This window comes from Hyalangium gracile (assembly GCF_020103725.1).
GTDB classification, from domain to species: Bacteria; Myxococcota; Myxococcia; order Myxococcales; family Myxococcaceae; genus Hyalangium; species Hyalangium gracile.
This window is the reverse complement of the sequence record NZ_JAHXBG010000012.1, coordinates 217,910-239,862: the sequence shown is the minus strand read 5'-3', so window position 1 is coordinate 239,862 and position 21,953 is coordinate 217,910. Positions and strand designations below refer to the sequence as shown.

Annotated in this window: 19 protein-coding genes and 1 other RNA gene; 14 read left to right on the top strand and 6 right to left on the bottom strand. The window is 69.7% G+C overall.

The window, feature by feature from the left end:
- Nucleotides 1–24: 24 nt before the first annotated feature.
- On the bottom strand, nucleotides 25–438 hold the full coding sequence (locus KY572_RS25035) for a hypothetical protein (RefSeq protein WP_224245476.1): 414 nt from the start codon (nucleotides 436–438) through the stop codon (nucleotides 25–27).
- Nucleotides 439–756: 318 nt separating this feature from the next.
- Between KY572_RS25035 and KY572_RS25030 the strand changes: the two genes are divergently transcribed.
- A complete protein-coding gene (locus KY572_RS25030; protein ID WP_224245475.1) occupies nucleotides 757–2,142 on the top strand; it encodes an aspartate kinase in 1,386 nt (461 codons plus the stop codon).
- A 377-nt stretch (nucleotides 2,143–2,519) separates the two neighbouring features.
- Here KY572_RS25030 and KY572_RS25025 read toward each other — a convergent pair whose 3' ends face one another.
- The gene (locus KY572_RS25025) at nucleotides 2,520–3,167 is read right to left on the bottom strand and encodes a cyclase family protein (protein WP_224245474.1); all 648 of its coding nucleotides are present in this window, start codon (nucleotides 3,165–3,167) and stop codon (nucleotides 2,520–2,522) included.
- Between the two features lie 324 nt (nucleotides 3,168–3,491).
- On the opposite strand from KY572_RS25025, the gene queE reads away from it, so the two are divergent.
- Nucleotides 3,492–4,139: a 7-carboxy-7-deazaguanine synthase gene (gene queE, locus KY572_RS25020; RefSeq protein ID WP_224245473.1), complete on the top strand. Its 648-nt coding sequence runs from the start codon at nucleotides 3,492–3,494 to the stop codon at nucleotides 4,137–4,139.
- Nucleotides 4,140–4,168: 29 nt separating this feature from the next.
- On the opposite strand, the gene KY572_RS25015 is transcribed toward queE, so the two are convergent.
- Nucleotides 4,169–4,756, bottom strand: coding sequence for a Tll0287-like domain-containing protein (locus KY572_RS25015; RefSeq protein ID WP_224245472.1), 588 nt, complete (start codon nucleotides 4,754–4,756; stop codon nucleotides 4,169–4,171).
- A gap of 493 nt (nucleotides 4,757–5,249) precedes the next feature.
- On the opposite strand from KY572_RS25015, the gene KY572_RS25010 reads away from it, so the two are divergent.
- On the top strand, nucleotides 5,250–5,771 hold the full coding sequence (locus tag KY572_RS25010; protein WP_224245471.1) for a GFA family protein: 522 nt from the start codon (nucleotides 5,250–5,252) through the stop codon (nucleotides 5,769–5,771).
- Here KY572_RS25010 and KY572_RS25005 read toward each other — a convergent pair.
- Complete coding sequence (locus KY572_RS25005; RefSeq protein ID WP_224245470.1) at nucleotides 5,768–6,676, bottom strand: LysR family transcriptional regulator; 909 nt, start codon at nucleotides 6,674–6,676, stop codon at nucleotides 5,768–5,770. The genes KY572_RS25010 and KY572_RS25005 overlap by 4 nt on opposite strands.
- 122 nt (nucleotides 6,677–6,798) lie before the next feature.
- Between KY572_RS25005 and KY572_RS25000 the strand changes: the two genes are divergently transcribed.
- The 4 genes from KY572_RS25000 (at nucleotide 6,799) to KY572_RS24985 (ending at nucleotide 10,410) form a co-directional block, all read left to right on the top strand.
- Complete coding sequence (locus KY572_RS25000; RefSeq protein WP_224245469.1) at nucleotides 6,799–8,013, top strand: hypothetical protein; 1,215 nt, start codon at nucleotides 6,799–6,801, stop codon at nucleotides 8,011–8,013.
- 24 nt (nucleotides 8,014–8,037) lie between these two features.
- Nucleotides 8,038–9,120 carry a trigger factor gene (locus KY572_RS24995; protein ID WP_224245468.1) on the top strand — a complete coding sequence of 361 codons (1,083 nt, stop codon included), beginning with the start codon at nucleotides 8,038–8,040 and terminating at the stop codon, nucleotides 9,118–9,120.
- A gap of 317 nt (nucleotides 9,121–9,437) precedes the next feature.
- On the top strand, nucleotides 9,438–9,866 hold the full coding sequence (locus KY572_RS24990; RefSeq protein WP_224245467.1) for a hypothetical protein: 429 nt from the start codon (nucleotides 9,438–9,440) through the stop codon (nucleotides 9,864–9,866).
- A 10-nt stretch (nucleotides 9,867–9,876) separates the two neighbouring features.
- Entirely contained in the window at nucleotides 9,877–10,410 is a 534-nt protein-coding gene (locus KY572_RS24985; protein ID WP_224245466.1) for a hypothetical protein, read from the top strand.
- 196 nt (nucleotides 10,411–10,606) lie between these two features.
- On the opposite strand, the gene KY572_RS24980 is transcribed toward KY572_RS24985, so the two are convergent.
- Nucleotides 10,607–10,990: a hypothetical protein gene (locus KY572_RS24980; protein WP_224245465.1), complete on the bottom strand. Its 384-nt coding sequence runs from the start codon at nucleotides 10,988–10,990 to the stop codon at nucleotides 10,607–10,609.
- A gap of 307 nt (nucleotides 10,991–11,297) precedes the next feature.
- On the opposite strand from KY572_RS24980, the gene KY572_RS24975 reads away from it, so the two are divergent.
- The 5 genes from KY572_RS24975 to KY572_RS24955 all read left to right on the top strand — a co-directional run bounded on the left by KY572_RS24975 (nucleotide 11,298) and on the right by KY572_RS24955 (nucleotide 18,254).
- A complete protein-coding gene (locus tag KY572_RS24975; RefSeq protein WP_224245464.1) occupies nucleotides 11,298–11,717 on the top strand; it encodes a GntR family transcriptional regulator in 420 nt (139 codons plus the stop codon).
- Complete coding sequence (locus tag KY572_RS24970) at nucleotides 11,714–12,682, top strand: ABC transporter ATP-binding protein (RefSeq protein ID WP_224245463.1); 969 nt, start codon at nucleotides 11,714–11,716, stop codon at nucleotides 12,680–12,682. The genes KY572_RS24975 and KY572_RS24970 overlap by 4 nt, the downstream gene beginning before the upstream one ends.
- Nucleotides 12,679–13,608: a hypothetical protein gene (locus KY572_RS24965; RefSeq protein ID WP_224245462.1), complete on the top strand. Its 930-nt coding sequence runs from the start codon at nucleotides 12,679–12,681 to the stop codon at nucleotides 13,606–13,608. Before KY572_RS24970 ends, KY572_RS24965 begins: the two co-directional genes overlap by 4 nt.
- Before the next feature lie 117 nt (nucleotides 13,609–13,725).
- The gene (locus tag KY572_RS24960) at nucleotides 13,726–14,637 is read left to right on the top strand and encodes an ABC transporter ATP-binding protein (protein ID WP_224245461.1); all 912 of its coding nucleotides are present in this window, start codon (nucleotides 13,726–13,728) and stop codon (nucleotides 14,635–14,637) included.
- Nucleotides 14,634–18,254 carry an ABC transporter permease/M1 family aminopeptidase gene (locus tag KY572_RS24955; protein ID WP_224245460.1) on the top strand — a complete coding sequence of 1,207 codons (3,621 nt, stop codon included), beginning with the start codon at nucleotides 14,634–14,636 and terminating at the stop codon, nucleotides 18,252–18,254. Before KY572_RS24960 ends, KY572_RS24955 begins: the two co-directional genes overlap by 4 nt.
- Nucleotides 18,255–18,360: 106 nt before the next feature.
- Here the strand turns inward: KY572_RS24955 and ssrA are convergent.
- Nucleotides 18,361–18,722, bottom strand: a transfer-messenger RNA (tmRNA) gene (ssrA, locus tag KY572_RS24950).
- Nucleotides 18,723–18,911: 189 nt separating this feature from the next.
- Between ssrA and KY572_RS24945 the strand changes: the two genes are divergently transcribed.
- The gene (locus tag KY572_RS24945; RefSeq protein WP_224245459.1) at nucleotides 18,912–20,258 is read left to right on the top strand and encodes a M16 family metallopeptidase; all 1,347 of its coding nucleotides are present in this window, start codon (nucleotides 18,912–18,914) and stop codon (nucleotides 20,256–20,258) included.
- Nucleotides 20,258–21,871, top strand: coding sequence for a M16 family metallopeptidase (locus tag KY572_RS24940; RefSeq protein ID WP_224245551.1), 1,614 nt, complete (start codon nucleotides 20,258–20,260; stop codon nucleotides 21,869–21,871). The genes KY572_RS24945 and KY572_RS24940 overlap by 1 nt, the downstream gene beginning before the upstream one ends.
- The last annotated feature ends 82 nt before the right edge of the window (nucleotides 21,872–21,953 follow it).

Below are 21,953 nucleotides of genomic sequence, written 5' to 3'. Positions count from 1 at the left end.
GCCGGGGCGGCGCGCCCGCTCAGCTCACGTGGGGTTCGCCTGCTGCTTCTCTCTCAGGCGAGCAATGAGTGCCCGCGCTTCCTCCGCCGTGGCGGTGAACTCGAACGGGGTGCTCCATTTGCCCGTGAAATAGAACGTCACCGCCATGGCCTTGCCGACCGCGCGCATCACCGGGCTGGCGCCCGCGTAGACGATGCCTCGGAACCACTCCGGTTTGATCTGATCGGTGAGGTGCTTGCGCGCATCCGAGGCGATCTCCGCACCCGTGATGTCGGCGAGCAGGAAGAACGGACGCTGAGTGCCCACTTCGCGGTACAGCTCGACCACGAGCCGGGCCTCCTCCAGGTTGAACTTCCCGTTGTACTTCATGACCAGCAGATCCGGCTCCTCGAAGTGAGCCCGGTGCGAACCGATCGTCCACTCGCGTCGGACGGCCATGCTGTCCCCTCTGTCTCCTCGACGGCCCCAGAGCCTGGGCCGCACGGCCCATGCTACCCCGTCGCGGCATCGCTCGCGCAACCGGGTACTCACGGCCCCACACCCGGCCTGGGGGGCTCGCCTCAGCGGCCCGGCGCGAACACCTGCCGCGCGGCGCCCTCTGACGCGGTGATGCGCAGCGTACCCGCCGGTGTGTCGCGGAACTCATTGGCATGCGGCCAGCGGACGTCACCCACTGACTCGCTCCTGGCGGATGGCAGTAGCCCCGGCCGATTGATCGTGTAGAAGTAGACCCGAAAGGGAGATCTCGGTTCGAGCATGGGCATCATCGTTCAGAAGTTCGGAGGGACCAGCGTCGGCAACGGCGAGCGGATGCGGAACGTCGCCGGCATCATCGAGCGCACGCTGGCCAGGCAACCGGTGATCGCCGTGGTCTCGGCGATGAGCGGCACCACCAAGAGCGAAGGCACCACGAGCCTGTTGCTCGCCGCAGCCGACGCCGCGCGCCAGGGCGCTCCGTTCGCGCGCGAGCTGGAGCTGCTCGAGCAGAACCACTTCAAGGCGCTGGGCGACAGCGTCCGCGACGGAGCCATCCGCGACGAGGCGAAGCAGTTCGTCACCGACGAGCTCACCCGGCTGAAGAGCTTCCTCGACGCGATCTCGGTCATCCGCGAGCTGTCGCCGCGCTCGCAGGACAACGTGCTCGCGGTGGGCGAGAAGCTCTCGGCGCGCATCCTCACCGCGGTGCTGAACGACCGCGGCGTGAAGGCCGTGTTCACCGACCTGGCGCACGTCATCTCCAACGATGAGACGACCGTGAACCCCGCCTTCTTCCGCCGGCTGCAGGGCCAGCTCGGCGAGAAGTGCCGGCCGCGCGCGGGGGAGGTGCCGGTCGTCACGGGCTTCTTCGGCATGGTGCCCGGAGGGCTGCTCGCCGCGGTCGGCCGCGGCTACACCGACTTCACCACGGCGATGATCGCCGCCGGCCTGGGCCGCGAGCAGGTCGATGAGCTGCAGGTGTGGAAGGAGGTCGACGGCATCTACACCGCCGATCCACGCAAGGTGCCGAGCGCACGCGTGCTCTCGAGCATCTCGCCCGCCGAGGCCGCCGAGCTGACCTACTTCGGCTCCGAGGTGCTCCACCCGTTCACCATGGAGCGCGTCGTCTCGGCCAACGTTCCGATCCGGATCAAGAACAGCTTCCGGCCCGAGGCCGAGGGCACGGTGATCGCCGCGACGCCGGCCGAGAAGGCGGGCCGCATCACGGCGGTGACGGTGAAGCGGGGCGTCACCGTGCTCACCATCACCTCGAACCGCATGTACAACGCCTATGGCTTCCTCTCGCGCGTCTTCAGCGCCCTGGCGGAGCACGGCGTGGTGGTCGATCTCGTCTCGACGAGTGAGGTCAGCATCTCCTGCACCATCGAGCGGCTCAGCGAGCCGGAGAGGGTCCGCACGGCGCTCGGGGAGTTCGGCACCGTCGAGCTGACGCCGGGACACGCGATCCTCGCCATCGTGGGCGAGGGCATGAAGCTGGCCACCGGCACCGCGGGCAAGATGTTCTCCACGCTGGGCGCCGCCGGGGTGAACATCGAGATGATCTCCCAGGGAGCCTCGGAGATAAACATCAGCTGCGTGGTCAAGGAGGAGCAGGCCGTGGCCGGGCTGAACGCCGTGCACGATGCCTTCTTCACCGCGGCATGAGCCCTCTTCACATGAGACGACTCTTGTGGTTGTCGTGCATCGCGTCCGTGCTCGGCGCTTGTGGAACCGGTACCAGCCCCGAAGAGCCGCCGACCTGCGTGGACGGGTTGAAGAATGGGACGGAAGCCGATGTGGACTGCGGCGGCACCTGCGCGCCCTGCGGCACCGATAAGAGCTGCTCCAGCCCCGCGGACTGCGCCAGTGGAGTGTGCACAGGCGGCAAGTGCGCGGCTCCGAGCTGCACGGATGCGGTGAGAAACGGCACCGAGACGGGCATCGACTGTGGCGGCCCATGCCCAACGTGCCGGTAACACGCTCGTGCCTCCGACGGTGGTCCCGACAAGGGGCCCACCCTGCAGAGCCGCCCCCGGAGCCGGTCACCCCCCCTGGGGGTATGGCCGCAGCACCGCGCGGGCGGGCGCTCCATCGCCCCCCGCGATGCGCAGCGGCAGGCAGATGAGCTCGTACGTCCCTGCCCGGACGGACGAGAGGTTGAGCCCCTCGACCACCCAGATACCTGCCTGGAGCAGGGCGAGATGTGTCTCCTCGGCGTCCTCGCGGAACCCGCCGACGGAGAGATAGTCCACGCCCACGGTGCGCACACGCCGCTCCGCGAGGTAGGCCGCCGCGTCCCGGGAGATGAAGACGAAGTCCTCGACGAACGCATCGGTCTGCCAGCAGCGCTCCGAGTTGCGGGTGCGAAACAGCACCCGCTCCCCTGCCTGGAGGTTCGCGGACTCCAGCTCCGCGCGTTTGATGGACACCGGATCCCGAATCTCGATCACTCGGGCGAGCCCCAGGGTCGCATCCAGCGGCATCTGATCGATGCCCACACCTCCCCGCTGGAAGTGCGCGGGCGCATCCATGTGCGTGCCGGTATGAACCCCCATCGACATGGATGAGACCGAGGCGACATCGCCCCTCTCCAGGTCCATCACCCGATCGATCTTCACCGGCGGGTTGTCCGGCCAGTGCACCATGCCGGTGCGCAAGGGGACGGACACGTCAATCCAATCCGCGCTCATGGCGTCGGCTCCCTGGCTCATGCGAAGGATGCAGCAGGCAGCGGCCCGGGTATCCACTCACGGACGACCAGGCCCCACCGTCGGGCGGGAAGATAGAGCATGCCTCGCACGGCAACAGGAGGTTCTCCGGGCCGTTTCCGCTGGCGGACTCTTCGGCTGTCCGTCCCCTCTCACGGCCAGCGGAGCGCACTCGCGCCAGCCATGGCATGGACGAGGCCCCTGGCCCACTGGGGGAGCAGGCCAGCGGCTGCTGGTGATGGAAGCATGGGGCTCTACCGGGTGGTAGATAGGGACACCTCAGGTAGAGGAGTACGAGCAGCAGCCATGAGCTACGCGGTCAAGGAGATCTTCTACACGCTTCAGGGAGAGGGAGCTCAGGCGGGCAAGGCGGCCGTCTTCCTGCGGTTCTCCGGGTGCAACCTCTGGAGTGGACTCGAGCGGGACCGCGCCCGTGGGCCGGGCGGCTGCTCGCAGTGGTGTGACACCGACTTCGTGGGAATGAACGGCTCGGGCGGTGGGCGCTTCCAGGATGCGGATGCCCTGGCGGACGCCGTGGCCGCGGCCTGGCCTCAGGCTCCAGGGCGCGCCGTGCGCCTGGTCGTCTGCACGGGCGGAGAGCCGCTCCTCCAGCTGGATACTGCCCTTTGTGACGCGCTCCATGCCCGCGGCTTCTTCATCGCCGTCGAGACGAATGGAACCCTGCCCGTGCCCCCTGGCGTGGACTGGATCTGCGTCAGCCCCAAGGCCGGGAGCCAGCTGGTCCAGAAGAAGGGCAACGAGCTGAAGTTCGTCTTTCCTCAAGCAGGGCTGGAGCCCGCCCAGTTCGCCGAGCTGGAGTTCTCCCACTTCTTCCTCCAGCCCCGGGATGGACCGGACCGGGCCCGCAACACCGAGCTCGCGCTGGACTACTGCTTGAAGCACCCTCAGTGGCGGCTGGGCATCCAGACCCACAAGGTGCTGGGCATCCCCTAGGACACCGCTCAGCTTGAAGGCGCCAGGGCTCATTTGCGCACTTCGGCCCAGAAGAAGCCGCGCACATCTCCTGGCGCGAAACCCACGGCGCGATCCTCGGGATAGCCCTCCTTCAACACGCGGACGACTTCCGGCGGGAGGGAGTCCGGAGCACCGTGGCACGTCATGCACACCCCACCCATGGGGATGGGCCTCAGGAGACCCAGGCGGTCCCCCAGGTCTACGTAGAGCGGCTTCACCTCCGAGCTCTTCCGGGTGGCGGCGGCGGTGACGAACGGCTCGGCCCAGGGCCTTGGCGCGTTCTTCGGGTTGCGCAGCCGGTAGCTCGTGCGCCCCACCTCGATCCCCTGCTCCTTGGCCACCTCGGCCGTGAGGGCCTGTGCCTCGTCACGGCAGACGGTGACGGCGCCTGCAGGCCCCCCGCGCTCAAGTTCCTGGGTCAGGCGCTGGAAAAGGCGAACCTGGAGCGCCTGCATCGCCCCTTCCGCGGCCTGGGCCTTCCCCACGAGCTCGGGAGGCAGCGAGTCCACCACCTTCGGGGTGCCAGACGCGGTCGGCGGCTTCGTGCATCCACCGAGGAACAGCAGCGCACCCGTCATCCAGGCTTCCATCTTCATGAATGAGTCTCCTTGCCATCCCCTGGAGAGAAAAGAGGAGGGAAGAAATCATGCTCTCTGAGTCTGAGAGCCAGGGCACACGGAAAAGGATTCGCGGCGCTGCGGAAGGCCGCCGATGAGCCGCTGCTCGACCCTCGGGCCCCGGTGCGCGAGGCACACACCACCTACGAACTCCCACCGCCTGCCGGGGAGGTGCCCGTGTCGGGCCAGAGCGCCGCCTACTGGTATGCTTGTCATACCAGTTCGCAACCTGTCCGGCCGACAGGCAGCGGCCCGCTCCACGAGCCAGGGGCGCCCACGCGTGCCCTCCGCGAGGCGCAGCTCGCGCACACGCCCGCGCCCTGAGCCGCGAAACCAGGGCCTGACGACTGCAGGGCCTCGCACGAGCGGCCGCAGGCGCGCAGCCGCTCCGATTGCGGGTGGACCGCGCACTGGGCGGCGGAGCCTGACTCCGGCTTGCCGCCCAGAGCGCGCCGGGTACCATGCGCGACCGATGACCGACACCTCGCCCTTTCCGCTCGAAGGCGGCTGTGATTGCCGCCTCATCCGCTACCGCATGGAGACCCGACCGCTCTTCGTGCATTGCTGCCATTGCCGCTGGTGCCAGCGCGAGACGGGCGCTTCCTTCGCTCTCAATGCCATGATCGAGTCGGATCGGGTGACGAACCTGAGTGCCGAGCCCGCGCTCGTCCGCACTCCTTCGGAGAGTGGCCAGGGGCAGTGGATCGCCCGGTGCCCCGAGTGCCGCATCGCCGTCTGGAGCCACTACGCGGGCGCCGGGCCGCTCGTGAAGTTCGTGCGAGTCGGGACGCTCGATGAGCCGGACAGGCTGCCGCCCGACATCCACATCTTCACGGCGTCCAAGCAGCCTTGGGTGGTGCTCCCGCCCGGCGTCCCCGCCGTGCCCGAGTACTACGAGCGCGAGAAGCACTGGCCCGCGGAGAGCCTGTCGCGACGGCAGCTCCTGCTACCGAGGATCGAGGCGTATCAGGCCTCGCTCAAGAACCCGACCTAAGAGCTCGTGGAGAAACCCAGGCCTCGGCCATAGCGGACCAAGGCGTCCTTGAGTCGCTTCGCGGCCAGGGTGCGGTGGCCATCGGCGCGGTACACGAGGGAGATGGCGTCGTGGAAGAAGGGCAGGGAGGGGTGGAGCCTGCGCAGCCGGCCCTCCTGGCCATAGGCGGCCACGCGCCGGGGCAGCATGCCAACGCCTAGCCCGCCGAGGGTGAGGCTCTTGACCAGCTCGAGGTCTCCACACGGCAGCATGCGGCCTGGGAGCAACTTCTCCGCCGCGAGCTGATCGCGCAGCTTCTGGGACTGGGCCATGTGGGCCGCGAAGATGAGGGGGCCCACGCGCAGGCGCCGGTGCGCCTCCTCCTCCGTCACCTCGGGCTCACCCGGCTGGGGAGCTGCGACGAAGAAGTCCACGGCATCCTCGAAGAGCGGGAGGATGATCAGCTCGGGATGGGGGCGGGTGTTGACCACGAGCCCGAAGTCCACGCGCCGGTCGAGGATGGCCTCCGTGACAGCGGGGGACGTGCCGTTCCACAGGTTGAGCTCGATGCGGGGGGCGTGCCGGAGGAAGGCGGGCATGAAGCCGGGGAGGAAGTACGCGCCGAGCGCTTCATGACAGCCGAGGACGAAGCTGCCCACCTCGTCGGACTCCAGATCGCGGACGTCTTGCTCGGCGTGCTCGACCAGGGAGGTGATCTGAGTGGCGTGGCGCAGGAGGACCTCGCCCGTGCTCGTCAGGCGCACGCCTTTGCGCTCGCGGAGGAACAGCGTGGTGCCCAGATGCTTCTCGAGCTGGCGGATGGCCACGGTGAGCGTGGGCTGGCTGATGCCGAGCTTCCTGGCGGCCGCGGACATGCTTTGGCAGGTGGCGGTGAGCTGGAAGTAGCGCAGGTGCGTCAGGTCCATAGGCCTCCACTATGACAGCCATAGCCAGACGTAATGTACCTGGAAAACAACTCTCGCCAGGGTTACCCGGATACTTCTGCAACCCCTCCACCCTCTCGCGCGCAACCCCACAGGACCCTCCCATGAGCAAGGTCGATAACAACTACCGCCACCGTCCCAACCTCCACCGCGCCGATTCCTCCCCTGTGAGGACTCGTGAGTCCACCCGGCAGCTCCAGCGCGCGAACACCGCGCCACCGCGGATCGAGTCCAAGCCCCCCCAGGTGAAGGACGGTTTCGACAAGGCCCCGGCGGCCGACCCGAAGCTCTCCGCCGCTGCCTCCTCGGGCAAATCGTTCAGCGGGCTCAAGGATGCGGCGAAGAACTGGCACAAGGGCGCGGTGGACACGGCCACCCAGGAGCTGGCCGCGGGCACCAAGGGCACGCACAACCTCAAGCTGAACAGCGTCGGCGTGGGGACCGGCGTCTACGGCATGTACTCCGGCGTGAATGAAGCCGCCGAGGGCATCCGGGAGGGTGACGCGTCCAAGATCGCTGGCGGGGTGATGAACACCACCAAGGGCGCGCTGGACATCGCCAAGGGTACCGTGTCCATGGCCGCCGCCGTCGAGTCGAACCTGGTGAACATCGAGAAGGCGGCCACCACGGCCATCGGCGACAGCAGCAAGCTGAGCGGCGACATCGCCACCAAGGCCGCGGACGCCGTGGACGCGGGCACGGACCTGACCAAGGTGGACGTGCTGAGCCAGGCGGCCAAGTCCGCGGACGTCGTGAGTGATGTGAGCACCACGGCGCTCAAGACGGCCGAGACGGTCGAGACGGCCGCCAAGGCCGCCGACGCCGCCTCCACGGTCGCGAGCACCGCCACCAAGGCCGCCGACGCCGCCACCACGGTCGCGAGCACCGCCACCAAGGCCGCCGACGCCGCCTCCACGGTCGCGAGCACCGCCGCCAAGGCCGCCGACGCCGCCACCACGGGCGTGAGTACCGCCGCCAAGGTCGCCGACGCCGCCGCCACGGGCGTGGGCACCCTCACCAAGGCCGTGGGCCGCTTCACCCCGGGCCTCAACGTGGCCGCCGCCGCGCTGGACGTGGGGATCGCCGCCAAGACCATCGCGGACCCCAACGCGAGCATCGCCGCGAAGGTCACCTCGGGCATCACCGCCGCGGGCTCGGTGTTGGCCGCCACCAACATCCCCGTCGTGTCCCAGGTGGGGGCGGTCATCTCCGCCGTCTCCTCGGTCGTGGGGATCGTCATCGAGCAAGCTGGCGCGGCTCTCGAGAAGATCGGGAAGGACATCGCCGAAGGCTTCAAGAACTTCTTCAGCGGCTGGTAATCTCGACGCCAGGGAGCGCACGGAATGGAATCCAAGAAGAACGCATCGAGAATCCTCTCCGGCTGGAAGTCCTCCGATATTCCACTCTACGTCTCCCCCGCGAAGAAGGCGGCGCAGGGCAGACAGGTGCAGCTGCCGCAGGTGCAAGCCCCCTCGTTGGAGGGACTGGCCGTCAAGGTCCCTGCCCCCAAGGGCTTCACGGCGGCCCAGGTTCGCAAGCGCTTCCTCGAGCTGGCGCGCCCCTGGGCCACCGAGCGTGCGCGCCTGCCCACCGAGAAGCTCGCCTGGGGAGACGAGGTGCTGCTCAACCTGGCGGGCTACTGCCAGGGGCGCCTCATCCCCTTCAGCGTGAAGACGAGGGAGTGGCTGCTGATGGAGCCCGAGCCGCTGCTGCCCGGGCTGTACGAGGCCATCGTGGGTCAGGCGCCCGTCAAGGGGCTCGTGGCGGACGTCACCCTGCCGGACGACTACCCGGTCGCTTCGCTCCGGGGCGCCTCCGCGCGCTTCCCGATTCAGATCCTGGCGGCGCGCGAGGTGACGTACCCGGTGCTGGACAGCCCCGGGTTCCTCCAGGCCTTCGGCCGCGGCAAGACCATCGAAGAGGCCACCCAGAGCGTCGTCGCGCAGATGAAGGAGGAGCATACCCAGCTGCTGCTGCTGCAGGCGCAACAGTTGGTGCTGGCCGAGGTGGCCCGGCGTACGGCGGTGGAGCTTCCCCGCGAGGTGGTGGACGAGGAGATCCGCCGGCGCTGGGGCGCCACCGAGGGCGCCGCGGTGGCCGAGCTGAACTTCTCCGACGAGGAGCAGGAGGAGTCACTCAACACATGGCTCCAGGACGAGTCGATGCGCCAGGAGATGCAGTTCCGGTTGCGCATCGCCCTGGCGCTGGGCGCGATCATCCAGCGTGACCACCTGACGCTCACCCCCGAGCGCGTGGAGAAGCTGCTGTTCGACGAGGCTGCATCCCAGGGGCTGTCACCGGCCGCGGTCGTTGCCTCCCTGAAGGCCGAGCCCCAGCAACATGCCCGTATCGAGCAGGTGGCCTGGCACCTCCTGGCGGTGGACCACGTCATGAAGCAGGCGAAGATCGAGTTCGAGGGCGCCTGAGTCCCGGACGTTGCCAGCCCTGGTCTGCTCGTTGAGCGGCTCCAGCAGGCGCAGCAAGGGCTGGCCTTTCAGGAGGCAGCCCGGGAGCAGCAGGAAGCCCCGTCGCTCCCGAGGTCCTCGTGGATTTCTCGTCCGACGCCTCCCCACCCCCTCCGCCGTGTTCTGCATCATGCGTGCACCTCGCGGCGGGGCTCCCATGGTGAATCACCACAATGCTGGTGAGCCGCTTCACTCCGCCCCCTCGGCTCCTCCCTGGCATCGCAGTTGCTCCTTGGAGCCTTGTCCATCCAGGACAGCGTTCTCGAGGAGGTACCTCCATGATGAAGCAACTGCGGAGTTCACCGGGTGGAGTGCTGGTCACGCTCGCGGCGCTCGTACTGAGCACCAGCGCCTGGGCAGGCGCCAAGGTTCGTGGCTCGGTGGCGATCACGTTCTCGGGCGGCAACGGCACTGCCTCTGGACGCCTTGGAAGCGCCCGGAACAGCTCGGACACCGTCCAGTACATCGGGTGCACGGCCTCCACCAGCGGTACCCCCGGCACTGGCACCACCATCTCCTATATGAGCTGCTCGGCACGCAACGCGCAGAACGTCACCGTCTCGTGCGGCTCGTCGAATCCAGACTTCATCGAGACGCTGCGTACGCTCAACTCGGACTCGTACGTCAGCTTCTCCTGGGATGGAACGGGCAACTGCACCGGGCTGACCGTGGCCACGTACTCGCAATACGAGCCCAAGGAGCCCTGAGGCGGCGCCCATGGCTTCGATGCCCAGAGCATGGCTCCTGGTCGCGCTGCTGGTCGGGTGGGCGCTGGGCCACGGCACGTCGTGGCTCATGGCCCCACCCGCCCCCGCTCCTTCCCCGGCACCGGAGGCGCTCGAAGCGCTCCGTGTCCAGCTCGACGAGCTCCCGTCACGGCTGGCCATGGCCCAGCCGCGGACGAGCTGTGTCGTGAGCGCGCCGGACCTCTCGGCCCTGCGAGCGGAGCTGCTCCAAGCACTGCATGAGGAGCGCTGCGCCTCGACGGAGGCCCCTGCTGCCTCGGAGGTCGCCGAGCGCGCACCGGCCCCGCCCGAGCCCTCCTCCGGTGCCCTGGCGCTCCCAGAGCATGGACAGCGGCTGCTGGACGAGGCCCTGCGCACGAGGCGCTGGGGAGACGAACAGGCCGAGGAGCTGAGGAGGCTCTACCCGGAGCTGACCGGGCCGCAGAGGGAGCAGCTGACCCGTACGCTCATCGTCCACATCAACCGAGGCGAGCTCATCGTCGAAACCGAGGGCCACCCGTTCTGAGCCCCCCGAAGTCGTACGTGGGCCCCATTTCAGGGGGAGAAGAAAACCCCGACCCGCCAGATGGCGGCCAGAGCGTTGCTACAGTGAAGCACCTGGAACTGGCCACAGCCCCAGGCAGCGGGGTGTTGAGGCGCTCGAGACAAACCACAGGCCCAGCCCAGGCTCTCGCCGCGCCCCTGATGGGAGACACCTCGGGTCAATGGCGCGCTCGCGGCGCCGCCGCGGTTCGCTCTGGACGGTAGGCCATGTAGGTCAGCAGACCGCCAATGCATGTGAGGACAGCGAGCAGCAAATACGTGAAAAGATCTTTCCCAGCCTGGTGTGCCGTGGGAGCCACCATGCGATAGAGCCCCAAGGCCAGTGAGAGCCACCCGAGCACCGTCACGAGGCAGCGCCAGCTGAAGCTCCACACGTTGTGAGCTCGCACAATGGCAAGGCCAGCTACAAAGAGCAGCGTGCCGTTCAGGTAGACGACCGGTGCTGTCTGCGCGGCGAAGATGTCCATGTTGAAGGCTTCAGTTGGGCCCAGCGCGAGCAGCGTGGGCCCAAGCAATCCGGCGAGTGACTTGCTGTTCTCCATGGTTCTTCTCTTCCCTGGGCATGGCGTGCACCGAGGGCCGCGAACGCGACGGCGGGCATGGCCGGCATTCTGAATCAAGCCGGCAGAGACGGGGAAGGATCGATGGGGCTCGCTCGGCCCAGGCCCACCGCCCAGGCGGGATGGCTCCAGTGGGCTCCGAGGTGGAGCGGCGGCTGCTCGGTGGAGTGCCTCGCTGCCCCTCTGCTCTCGCCCGTTCCCTTCGACCGCGCAGTCGCCCCCTCTTGCGCACAGCCGTGCACTGGTGCAGTGTTGTAGTCATGTGCAACACCGCCACACGGGGACGCCGATGTTGGTGAACATCGACCCGCGCGACGCGCGGCCCCTCTACCTCCAGATCGTGGACGAGGTGCGGCGTGCGCTCGTGCTCGGAACCCTCCGCCCCGAGGACCCGATGCCCTCGGTGCGGGAGCTCGCCTCGCAGCTGGCGGTGAACCCGCGCACCGTGTCGCAGGCCTACGGGGAGCTGGAGCGCCAGGGCGTCGTCTACGTGCGGCGGGGGCAAGGGACCTTCGTCTCGCCCGACGTGCACCCCAAGGCCCGGGAGCGCCGCGCCCTGGCGCGCGAGGTGGCCCGGCGCGCCCTGCGCGAGGCGTGGCGCAGCGGGCTCGACCTGGAGGAGCTGGTGAAGAGCCTGCGCGAGGTAGCGGCAGAGGAGGGACAGGGCTCCGGTCCGGCCTCCGCCGCGGGCCAGGGAGACGACGAATGATGCGCCTGATCCACGCCGAGCAAGGGAGTCGAGAGATGAGCGGCCTGAACCACACCGAGCCGGGGACGGCTACCTGGGCGGTGGCCACGCACGGGCTGTCCAAGCGCTACGGCGGCGAGACGGCGCTCGAGCGCGTGGACCTGCGCGTCCCCGCCGGCGCGGTCTACGTGCTGGTGGGGGCGAACGGCGCGGGAAAGAGTACGGCGCTCAAGGTGCTGATGAACCTGGAGCGCCCGGACGCGGGCAGCGCGCAGGTGCTGGGGCTGGACACGGCGCTGCGCGGCCCCGAGGTGCGGGCGCGGGTGGGATACGTGCCGGAGCACCATGCGCAGGACTACGGCTGGATGACGTGTGGCCGGCTGCTGCGGCACGCGGCGGCCTACTACCCCGCCTGGGAGCGCGCCTACGCCGAGCACCTGGCGAACGCCTTCAGCCTGCGCTTGCAGCGCAAGGTGAGCGCGCTCTCCAAGGGTGAGACGCGGCGGCTGCAGCTGGTGCTGGCGATGGCGCATCGCCCTCCCCTGCTGCTCCTGGACGAGCCCACGGACGGGCTGGACCCGGTGGTGCGCAAGCGCACGCTGACCCTGCTGGCCGAGCACCTCGCCGACACGCCGACCACCGTGCTCATCTCCACGCACCACCTCCACGAGGTGGAGAGCCTCGCGGACCACGTGGGGGTGCTGCGCGACGGGAAGCTCGTCGCACAGCTTTCGCGCGAGGAGTTGCAGCGCACGGTGCGGAGCTACCGGGTGGCGGTGCCGGAGCGCTGGGAGCCGCCGGCGGGGCTTCAGGGCGCGGGGCTACGGCGCTCGAGCGCAGGCCGCGAGCTGCAGTGGACGCTGGTGGGCGAGGAGCATGAGGTGACGGAGCGGCTCACGCACTCCGGAGCGCGGGTGCGCGAGGTGACGTCCCTGCCGCTCGAGGACGCGGCGCTCGCCTTCTTCCCCGAGGAGCTCTCGCGATGATGTCCCCCACACCCACCACCCCGTCTCTGCCCGCCGCGCCGCACGTCCCGCCGCGCGCGGGGGCCGTGCTACGCGAGCAGGTGCGGGCGGTGGGCCTCGTCCTCCGGGCGCCCGCGCTCGGGGCTGCGGCGCTGCTCACGCTGGCGACGGTGCTCAGCGTGAAGCAGCTGCTCGCGGGCGCCGGGCCCTTCAGCTTCCACCCCGAGCTCTCGATGGTGCCGGGCCTGGCGGGGCTGCTGCTTCCCCTCTTCGTCTGGCGGGGAGAGCAGCGCTTCGGGCCAGGCTTCTTCTGGACGCTCCCGGTGGACCGGCGCCAGCACGCGCTGGCCAAGGTCCTCGCCGGGTGGGTGTGGCTGATGGCGGCCGTGGCGCTCCTCTTCCTCTGGCTGCTCGCGCTCACGCTGCTCTCCGGCGGCAACCCGCTCGCGGAGGAGACACTGCGGCTGCTGCCGGGCGCCGTCGCGGGGGCGAAGGACGTGGACCCGGCGGCGTTGCAGCCCCTGCGCCGGGCGCCGCAGCCGCTGCTGTGGCTCGTCCCCTTCACCGCGGCGAGCGGCGCCTACGTGCTCGCCAGCGCGCTGATGCTGGGACTGCGCCGCCCGCTGCGCTGGCTCGCCGGAGGAGTGCTCGCCGTCTTCCTCGTGCTCTCCGTCAGCCAGGCGATGAGCGCCGGGTGGCTCGTGGACCGGCTGGAGGGCCTGCTGCAGACGTTCTTCACCGGCCGCTACGGCGTCGACGCGCTGCTCACCGCGAAGGCCGAGACCCTCCATACCGAGGTGACCCTCACCACCGGCGAGACGGTGGGCGTGTGGCGGGCGCTGCCGCACCTGGGCCAGTGGGCCCTGGCCACGCTGCTGTGGATGGGAACGGGCATCGTCGCCCTCTGGGCCGCGGCGTCCCGACACCGGGAGCAGCGCCGGGGCTGAGCGGCCCCTCCCGCGCGTCTCACCGCCCGCCCCTTCACCCCGCCGTCTTCCGCCATGGGGGACGGCGACGCCACCGCCTTGCCTCACGCCGAAGCTCCTCTCCCCCCCGGGTGTCCGATGGAACTGCAGATTCGCAACCTCTCGAAGACCTACGCGAACGGAGTGCATGCCCTGCGCGACGTCACGCTCACCATCCTGGCGGGGATGTACGGGCTGCTGGGCCCCAACGGCGCGGGCAAGAGCACGCTGATGCGCACGCTCGCCACGCTGCAGGAGCCGGATGCGGGCAGCATCCGGCTGGGGGACGTGGACGTGCTGCGCGAGAAGGAGCGGGTGCGCGCCTCGCTCGGCTACCTGCCGCAGGAGTTCGGCGTGTACCCGAAGGAGAGCGCGGAGCGGCTGCTCGAGCACTTCGCCATCCTCAAGGGGATCACGGACAAGCGCGTGCGCCGGGAGACAGTGGACGCGCTGCTGCACCAGACGAACCTGTACGCGGTGCGCAAGGAGCGGCTGGGCGGCTACTCGGGCGGGATGCGGCAGCGCTTCGGCGTGGCGGTGGCGCTGCTCGGCGATCCGCGCCTCATCATCGTGGACGAGCCCACGGCGGGCCTGGACCCGGCCGAGCGGGTGCGCTTCCTCAACCTGCTCAGCGGGCTCGGCGAGCGCAGCGTGGTCATCCTCTCCACGCACATCGTGGAGGACGTGGCGGAGCTTTGCAGCCGGATGGCGATCATCAACCGGGGGGAGATCCTCCTGGAGGCAGAGCCCCCGCGCGCGGTGGAGGCGCTGCGCGGGCGCATCTGGCGCCGCACCGTCGCACGCGCGGAGCTGGAGGCGCTCGAGCGCGCGCACGCCGTCATCTCCACGAAGCTGCTGGCGGGACGCACGGTGGTGCGCGTCTACGCCGAGAGCGCACCGGCGCCCGGGTTCGAGCCCGTGGAGCCGGGACTCGAGGACGTCTACTTCAGCATCATGGCGGGGCACTCCGGAGCGCGCGCCGCGCGGCCCACGCTCGAGGTGGCGTCATGAGCCTGCGCGAGGTGCTGCGCTACGAGCTCGCGCAGCAGGCGCGGCGCGTCTTCCCCTGGCTGTGCTTCGTGGCGATGACGGGGTTCACCTACCAGGTGGCGACGGAGGCGCAGTTCGAGCAAGCACGCGACGGCGGCTACTTCTTCAACGCGCCCATCGTCATTGCCATCGTCACCCTCATGGGCAGCCTGATGGGGCTGCTGGTGAGCGCCCAGCTCGCGGGCGATGCGGCCGCGAGGGACGTGCAGCTGCGCATGCACCCGCTCGTCTACACCACCCCGGTGGGCAAGGGGGCCTATCTGGGGGGCCGCTTCCTCGCCGCCTTCGTCCTTCAGGCGCTCATCCTGCTCGCCGTGCCGCTGGGCCTGCAGCTCGCCACGCTCTCTCCCGGCCTGGAGCCGCAGCTGCTCGGGCCCTTTCGGCCGGAGGCCTACCTCGGCGCCTACGTCTTCCTTGCGCTGCCCAACGCCTTCCTCGCCACGGCGCTCGGCTTCACCCTGGCGGCGCTGAGCCGGCGCCCGATGGCGAGCTACCTGGGCAGCGTGCTCGTCTTCATCGTGATGATGGTGAGCTACGCGTACGTGGCCCACACGCTCGGGCACTGGGGGCTGGGCAAGCTGCTGGACCCGCTCGGCTTCACGGTGGTGAACGAGCTGTCACGCTCGTGGACGGACACCGAGAAGAGCACGCGCCCGGTCGCACTTGAGGGCGCGCTGCTCACCAACCGCCTCCTGTGGATGGGCATCGCGCTCGGCCTGCTCGCGCTCACCCACCTGCGCTTCCGCTTCGCGCACCCACACACCGAGACCCACCGTTGGGGGCGCCGCTCGCGCGCCGCGGCTCGGCAGACCGCGGCGGAGCGTCCCGCTCCCATCGCCGTCCCGCGAGTGCTGCGCGGTTTCGGCCCTGCGGCCCGCGCGCGCCAGGTGGGGGCGGTGGCATGGCACTCGTTCCGCGCGCTGGTGAAGGGCGGGGGCGCGCTCGCCCTCGTCACGATGCCGGCGCTGCTGCTGCTCATCGCGCCGGAGGTGATAAGTCACGTGGGCGTTCCGATGATGCCCACCACGGAGCAACTCCTCGGCTTCATCGGCGCCTCGGGAGATCTCCTCTCGCTGCTCATTCCGCTGTTCACCGTCTGGTGCGCCGGAGAGCTGGTGTGGCGCGAGCGGGAGGCGGGCCTGAGCGAGATGGCGGACGCGGCGCCGGTGCCCGACTGGGTTCCCTTCCTGGGCAAGCTCGGAGGGCTCGCGCTCGTGCTCGTCGCGCTGCACGCACTGCTGCTCGCCGCGGCCCTCGCCATCCAGGTGAGCAGCGGCTACACGCACTTCGAGCCCGGGCTGTACCTGCGCATCCTCTTCGGGCTGCAGCTCGCCGAGCGCCTCCTCTTCGCCCTGCTGGCGCTCACCGTGCACGTGCTGGTGGACCACAAGTACGTGGGCCACCTCGTCCTGGTGCTCGCGCACGGGCTGCGGGCCTTCGCCGCGTCGCTCGGGCTCGAGCACCACCTGCTCGTCTATGGGGCGAGCCCTGGCTGGTCGTACTCCGACATGCGCGGCTTCGGGCCCTCCCTGGGGCCGTGGCTGTGGTTCACGCTCTACTGGGCGGCGTGGGCACTGCTGCTCGCGGTGGCGGCGCGGCTGCTGTGGGTGCGCGGCCGGGAGGGGGGCTTCCGTGCGCGGCTGCGGCTGGCGCGCACGCGCCTGGGCCGTCCTGTCCTCGCGACGGCCGCGCTGGCCACAGGGCTCATCCTCGGTGTGGGCGGCTTCATCCTCTACAACACGAACGTGCTGAACACCTTCCGCACAGCCGCGGACGCGCGGGCGCAGAGCGCGGAGTACGAGCGGCGCTACGGGCGTTACGCGGACGTGCCGCAGCCGCAGCTCACCGGCACGCGGCTGCACGTCGAGCTGTATCCGCGGCGGCGGGAGGCTGCGCTGCGCGGCACCTACCAGCTCGTCAACAGTGGCACGGCGCCCATCGAGACCATCCACCTGGCCCCCGCGCCGGACGTAGAGACGGCCGAGGTGCGCTTCGATCCGCCCGCCACGGTGCAGCTCTCGGACGAGGCGCTCGGACACCGCATCTACGCGCTGGCGCAGCCGCTGCAGCCCGGCGACTCACTGCAGCTACACTTCGAGGTGCGCTACGCCCCGCGGGGATTTCCGAACGACGGGCCGGATGCGTCCGTCACCGCGAACGGCACCTACTTCGTGCACCGCACGCTCCTGCCCGCGCTCGGCTACCAGCAGCGCCGCGAGCTCAGCAACGCAGGCGAGCGCCGCAAGCACGGCCTCGCCCCGCGCCCTGCCGTCCGCGCGCTGGACGAGGGCGACGATGTGGCCCGCGAGGGAAGCGGCCCGCGCATCGCCTTCGAGGCGGTGGTGGGCACGGATGAGGGCCAGGTGGCGCTCGCTCCCGGCGCCCTGCTCAGCACGTGGGCGGAAAGGGGCCGGCGCTACTTCCACTACGTGACGGACGTCCCCATCGACAACGACTACGCCTTCTACTCGGCGGACTACGCGGTGCACGAGGGGCGCTGGAAGGACGTCACCATCCAGGTCTTCCATCATCCGGGCCACGGCCACAACGTGGCGCGCATGGTGAAGAGCGTGCAGGCCTCGCTCGACTACCTCTCGGGACAGTTCGGTCCCTACCCGCACCGCCAGCTGCGCTTCGTCGAGCACCCGGGCTCAGGCGTCGGGCTGCACGCGGCACCGGTGAACGTCTCGTTCAGGGAGGGCTTCTCGCTGCTGCATCCGGAGGAGGACCCTCGCGACATCGACTTCCCCTTCGCGGTGGTGGCCCACGAGGTGGCGCACCAGTGGTGGGGCAACCAGGTCACCCCCGCCTGGATGGAGGGCGCGCCGGTGCTCAGCGAGAGCATGGCCTGGTACAGCGCGCTCTCGGTCGTGGAGAAGGCCCATGGGGCCGCGCACCTGGGGCGGCTGATGGACAGGATGCGCGAGGCGTACCTCACCCCGCGCAACCGCGCCGGCGTGCCGCTGCTGAGGGCCACCGACTGGTTCCTCGCGTACCGCAAGGGACCCTTCGCCATGTATGCGCTGCGCGAGTACGTGGGCGAGGCGCGCGTGAACACCGCGCTGCGGCGGATGATCGAGCGCTACGGCGCGGGAGTGCCCCCGCTGCCCACCTCGCTCGACCTCTACCGGGAGTTGCAAGCCGTCACCCCCGAGGAGCAGCGCGGCCTGCTGCACGACCTCTTCGAGGCGAACACCTTCTGGGCACTGCAGGCGAGACGTGCCACGGCGGAGCCCGTGGGGGATGGCACCTGGTGGGTGACGCTCGACGTGCAGGCGCGCAAGGAGACGGTGGACCCCGAGGGCCACGCGACCGAGGTCGCCCTGGACGAATTCGTCGAGGTGGGCGTCTACGCAGCCGGGAAGGACGGAGCGCAGGGCGAGCCGCTCTACCTCGAGCGCCACCGCCTCCGCTCCGGCGCGCAGAGCCTGCGCGTGAGGGTGAAGAGTGAACCCGCCCGCGCCGGCATCGACCCACGCCACCTCCTCATCGACGTGAATCCGGAGGACAACGTGGAGGCGGTGAAGCGCGCCGAGGAGCTCGCACTGCGCGCAGGGGGAGACGCGCAGGGGCGGTGACCGCGACTTCTGGTGAGGGAGCACGCCTCATCGCGGAGGCACTGGGGAAAAAGAAAACCCCGGCTCGCCAGATGGCGGCCGGGGCCTTGCTACGTCCCTTGCTGCTCTGTGGAGGCGGCGGGAATCGAACCCGCGTCCGAAAGCCTTCGGCCCTTCGACCCTACGTGCGTAGTCCGCGCTTTGCTACGTCCCGAAGGCTCCCACGGACGGGATACTCCGAGCCGGTCCTGGAAGATCTCGCCACCTCGGGCCCAGGCACCCTCGGCAGCCAGCCCGCATTATGACGGTCCTACCCCACCCCACGGGCCGAGAGCAGGAGGACCGCGCGCTAAGAACTGTTGTTAGGCAGCCAGCGCGAGCTCAACGTTGTCGTTGGCTTTTGTGTCTTTTGCCAGCGGTTTAACGAGTCACTGACGGCTCGGCACGCGTCTCGGGCTTCCATGCCCCCGTCGAAACCAGGTCGCCCCCTTTCGTTCGACGCTTCTACAGTAACCGCTGACGGGGGGTCGTCAATCCTCCTGACCACCTGTTCCCCCCGTCTCCCACACGTTCTCCAACACATTCCCTCATGCCTGCCTCCCCACCAGGGTGCCTGACGCCGTAGGGTGCCCTACCGCCGGGGTTGCCTACCCACCCCTGGCTCGCGAGGTCCACCGCATGCGCAGACTCCTGCCCCTCCTCCTGCTCCTACTGGCCGCAGCCCTGCCCGCCAGTGCCCAGCCGAGCAGTGAGCCCTTCCCCTACCCGCTCAAGGTCGACCGGCTGCCCAACGGCCTCACCGTCGTGCGCGTGCCGTTCAACTCCCCGGGCCTCGTGGCCTACTACACCGTGGTGCGCGTGGGCTCTCGCAACGAGGTGGAGCCCGGCAAGACGGGCTTCGCCCACTTCTTCGAGCACATGATGTTCAAGGGCACGAAGAAGCACCCCGAGGGAGAGCGCGACCGCATCGTCGCCAGCTACGGCTACGACGACAACGCCTTCACCACCGACGACTTCACCGCCTACCACTCCTACGGCCCGTCCTCCGGGCTGGACGCGCTCATCGAGGTGGAGGCCGACCGCTTCCGCAACCTCGAGTACTCGGAGCCTGTGTTCCGCACGGAGGCGCTCGCGGTGCTCGGCGAGTACCACAAGAACGAGGCCCGCCCCGAGCTGAAGATGGAGGAGCAGCTGCTGGGCACCGCCTTCAAGGAGCACACCTACCGGCACACCACGCTCGGCTTCTACGAGGACATCAAGGCCATGCCCGAGGCCTACGCTTACAGCCGCTCCTTCTTCGAGCGCTGGTACACCCCGGACAACACGCTCATCTTCATCGTCGGTGACTTCGATGACGCGGCCGTCATGAAGCTCATCCGCGAGCACTACGGCCCATGGGACCGCAAGCTGGCCAATGTCCCCATCCCCACCGAGCCGCTCCAGAAGGAGAAGCGCACCACCCACGTCGAGTGGCCGTCGAGCACCCTGCCCCGCCACGTGCTCGCCTGGCACACGCCCGCCGCCGCGCTCGCCACTCCGAGCGCCGCCATCCAGTCCGTGCTCACCGCCTACCTCGTGGGCCCCACCAGCCCGCTCTACAAGGAGCTCGTCCTCGAGAAGCAGCTCGTCGAGTCCCTGGGCAGTGACACCTATCCACACCGGGACCCCTCCCTCTTCACCCTCAACGCCACCCTCAAGGCCGAGCAGCACCGCGCCACCGTCGACTCCGCGCTCGCCCGCGCCGTGAAGGAGCTGGCCTCCGGCAAGGTGGACTCCGCCCGCGTGAAGGCCATCCAGAGCAACATCCGCTACAGCCTGCTCATGAACCTGGAGTCTCCCGACGACGTCGCCGGCCAGCTCGCCTGGTACGCCGGCATCTTCGGCACGCCGGACGCGCTCTCCCGCCACCTCCAGAACGTCGCCAAGGTGCAGCCCGAGCAGCTCGTCTCCTTCGCGAAGCGGTACTTCGTCGACACCAACCTCACCGTCCTCACCCTCACGCCGGCCGCCGGAGGCAAGCCGTGATGACTCCCTTCCGCCGAACCGTCCTCGTCGTCGCCTCCGCGCTGTGGCTCGGTGCCTGCGCCAGCACTCCCCAGCCCGCCCCCACTCCCGAGCCGCCTCCCGCCGCCCAGGCTCCGGCGGCTCCGAAGGCCCAGGCTCCCGCCGCGCCCCTCCCGCCTGTCCCGGCCGTGCCGCTGAAGCGCCCCGCGCCCATGCAGCTCGTCGTCCAGGCCTCCGCCGAGAACCCCATCGTCAGCTTCCGGCTCGTCTTCCACAGCGGCTCCGTGGATGACCCGAAGGGCAAGGAGGGCCTCACCGCGCTCACCGCCCGCCTGCTCGCCGAGGGCGGCACCCGGAAGCTCACCTCCGCTCAGCTCCTGGAGGTCCTCTTCCCCATGGCCGCCGAGCTGGACGTCTTCCCGGACAAGGAGTTCACCACCTTCTCCGGCCGCGTCCACAAGGACTTCCTCCCGCGCTTCCTGGAGATCTTCACCGACGTGCTGCTCGAGCCCCGCTACGAGCCCAGCGAGTTCGAGCGCCTGCGCACCGACGCGCTCAACACCGTCCGCAACCAGCTGCGCAACGAGAACGACGAGCAGCTCGGCAAGGTCGCGCTCGACGCGCTCCTCTATCGTGGCCACCCCTACGCGCACTTCGTGGGCGGCACCGCCCAGGGGCTCCAGGCCCTGACGCTCGACGATGTGAAGGCCCACGCCCGTCGCGTCTTCACCCAGGATAGGCTCGTCATCGGGCTGGCCGGCCCCGTGGACGACGCGCTGAAGAAGACCGTCACCTCGCGCCTGTCCGCGCTGCCCGCCACCGGCGCCACGCGCGTGGAGCTGCCTGCCGTGCCCGTTGTGCCCGGCCGCGCCGTCGTCGTCCAGAAGCCCACGCTCTCCACCGCCATCTCCATGGGCTACGTCACTCCCATGCGCCGGGGCGATCCGGACTTCTTCCCGGTGGCCTTCGCGCTCTCGTACCTCGGCGAGCACCGCCAGTTCCACGGCGTGCTCTTCCAGGAGCTGCGCGAGCAGCGCGGCCTCAACTACGGCGACTATGCCTACGCCGAGCACTTCATCGAGCAGTGGGGCACCACCTACAACCGGACCAACATCGCCCGGACCCAGCAGGACGTCTCCCTGTGGATCCGCCCCGTGGTGCCGGCCAACGCCGTCTTCGCCACCCACGGCGCCGTCTACTTCCTCGACCGCCTCGTGCGCGAGGGCATGCCACGCGACCGGTTCGAGATCGTTCGCGGCTTCCTCCTGAACTACACCCGGCTGTGGGAGCAGACGGCTCAGCGGCGCCTGGGCTTCGCCATCGACTCGATCTTCCATGGCACCCCCGACTTCCTCGAGCAGTACCGCAAGGCCCTGAGCGACATGACGCCCGAGTCCGTCCAGGAGGCCGTGCGCCGACGCCTGCACCCGGAGGCGCTCAGCTTCGCCTTCGTCACGCAAGACGCTCCCGCCCTCGTCAACGCGCTGAAGGCCCGGACCGTCAAGCCGCTCAGCTACGCGTCCGCCAAGCCTCCGGAGCTGCTCGAGCTGGACAAGGCCATCCTCCAGCAGCCACTCCCGCTCCAGCCCGAGTCCATCGAGGTGATCCCCGCGAGCGCCTTCATGGAGCAGTGACGGTTTCTCACACCGGATCCGTCCGTTTCGCTCGCGAGGCAACAAGTGGGGCGCCGCTGCCCCCTTCTGCCTCGCGTATTTC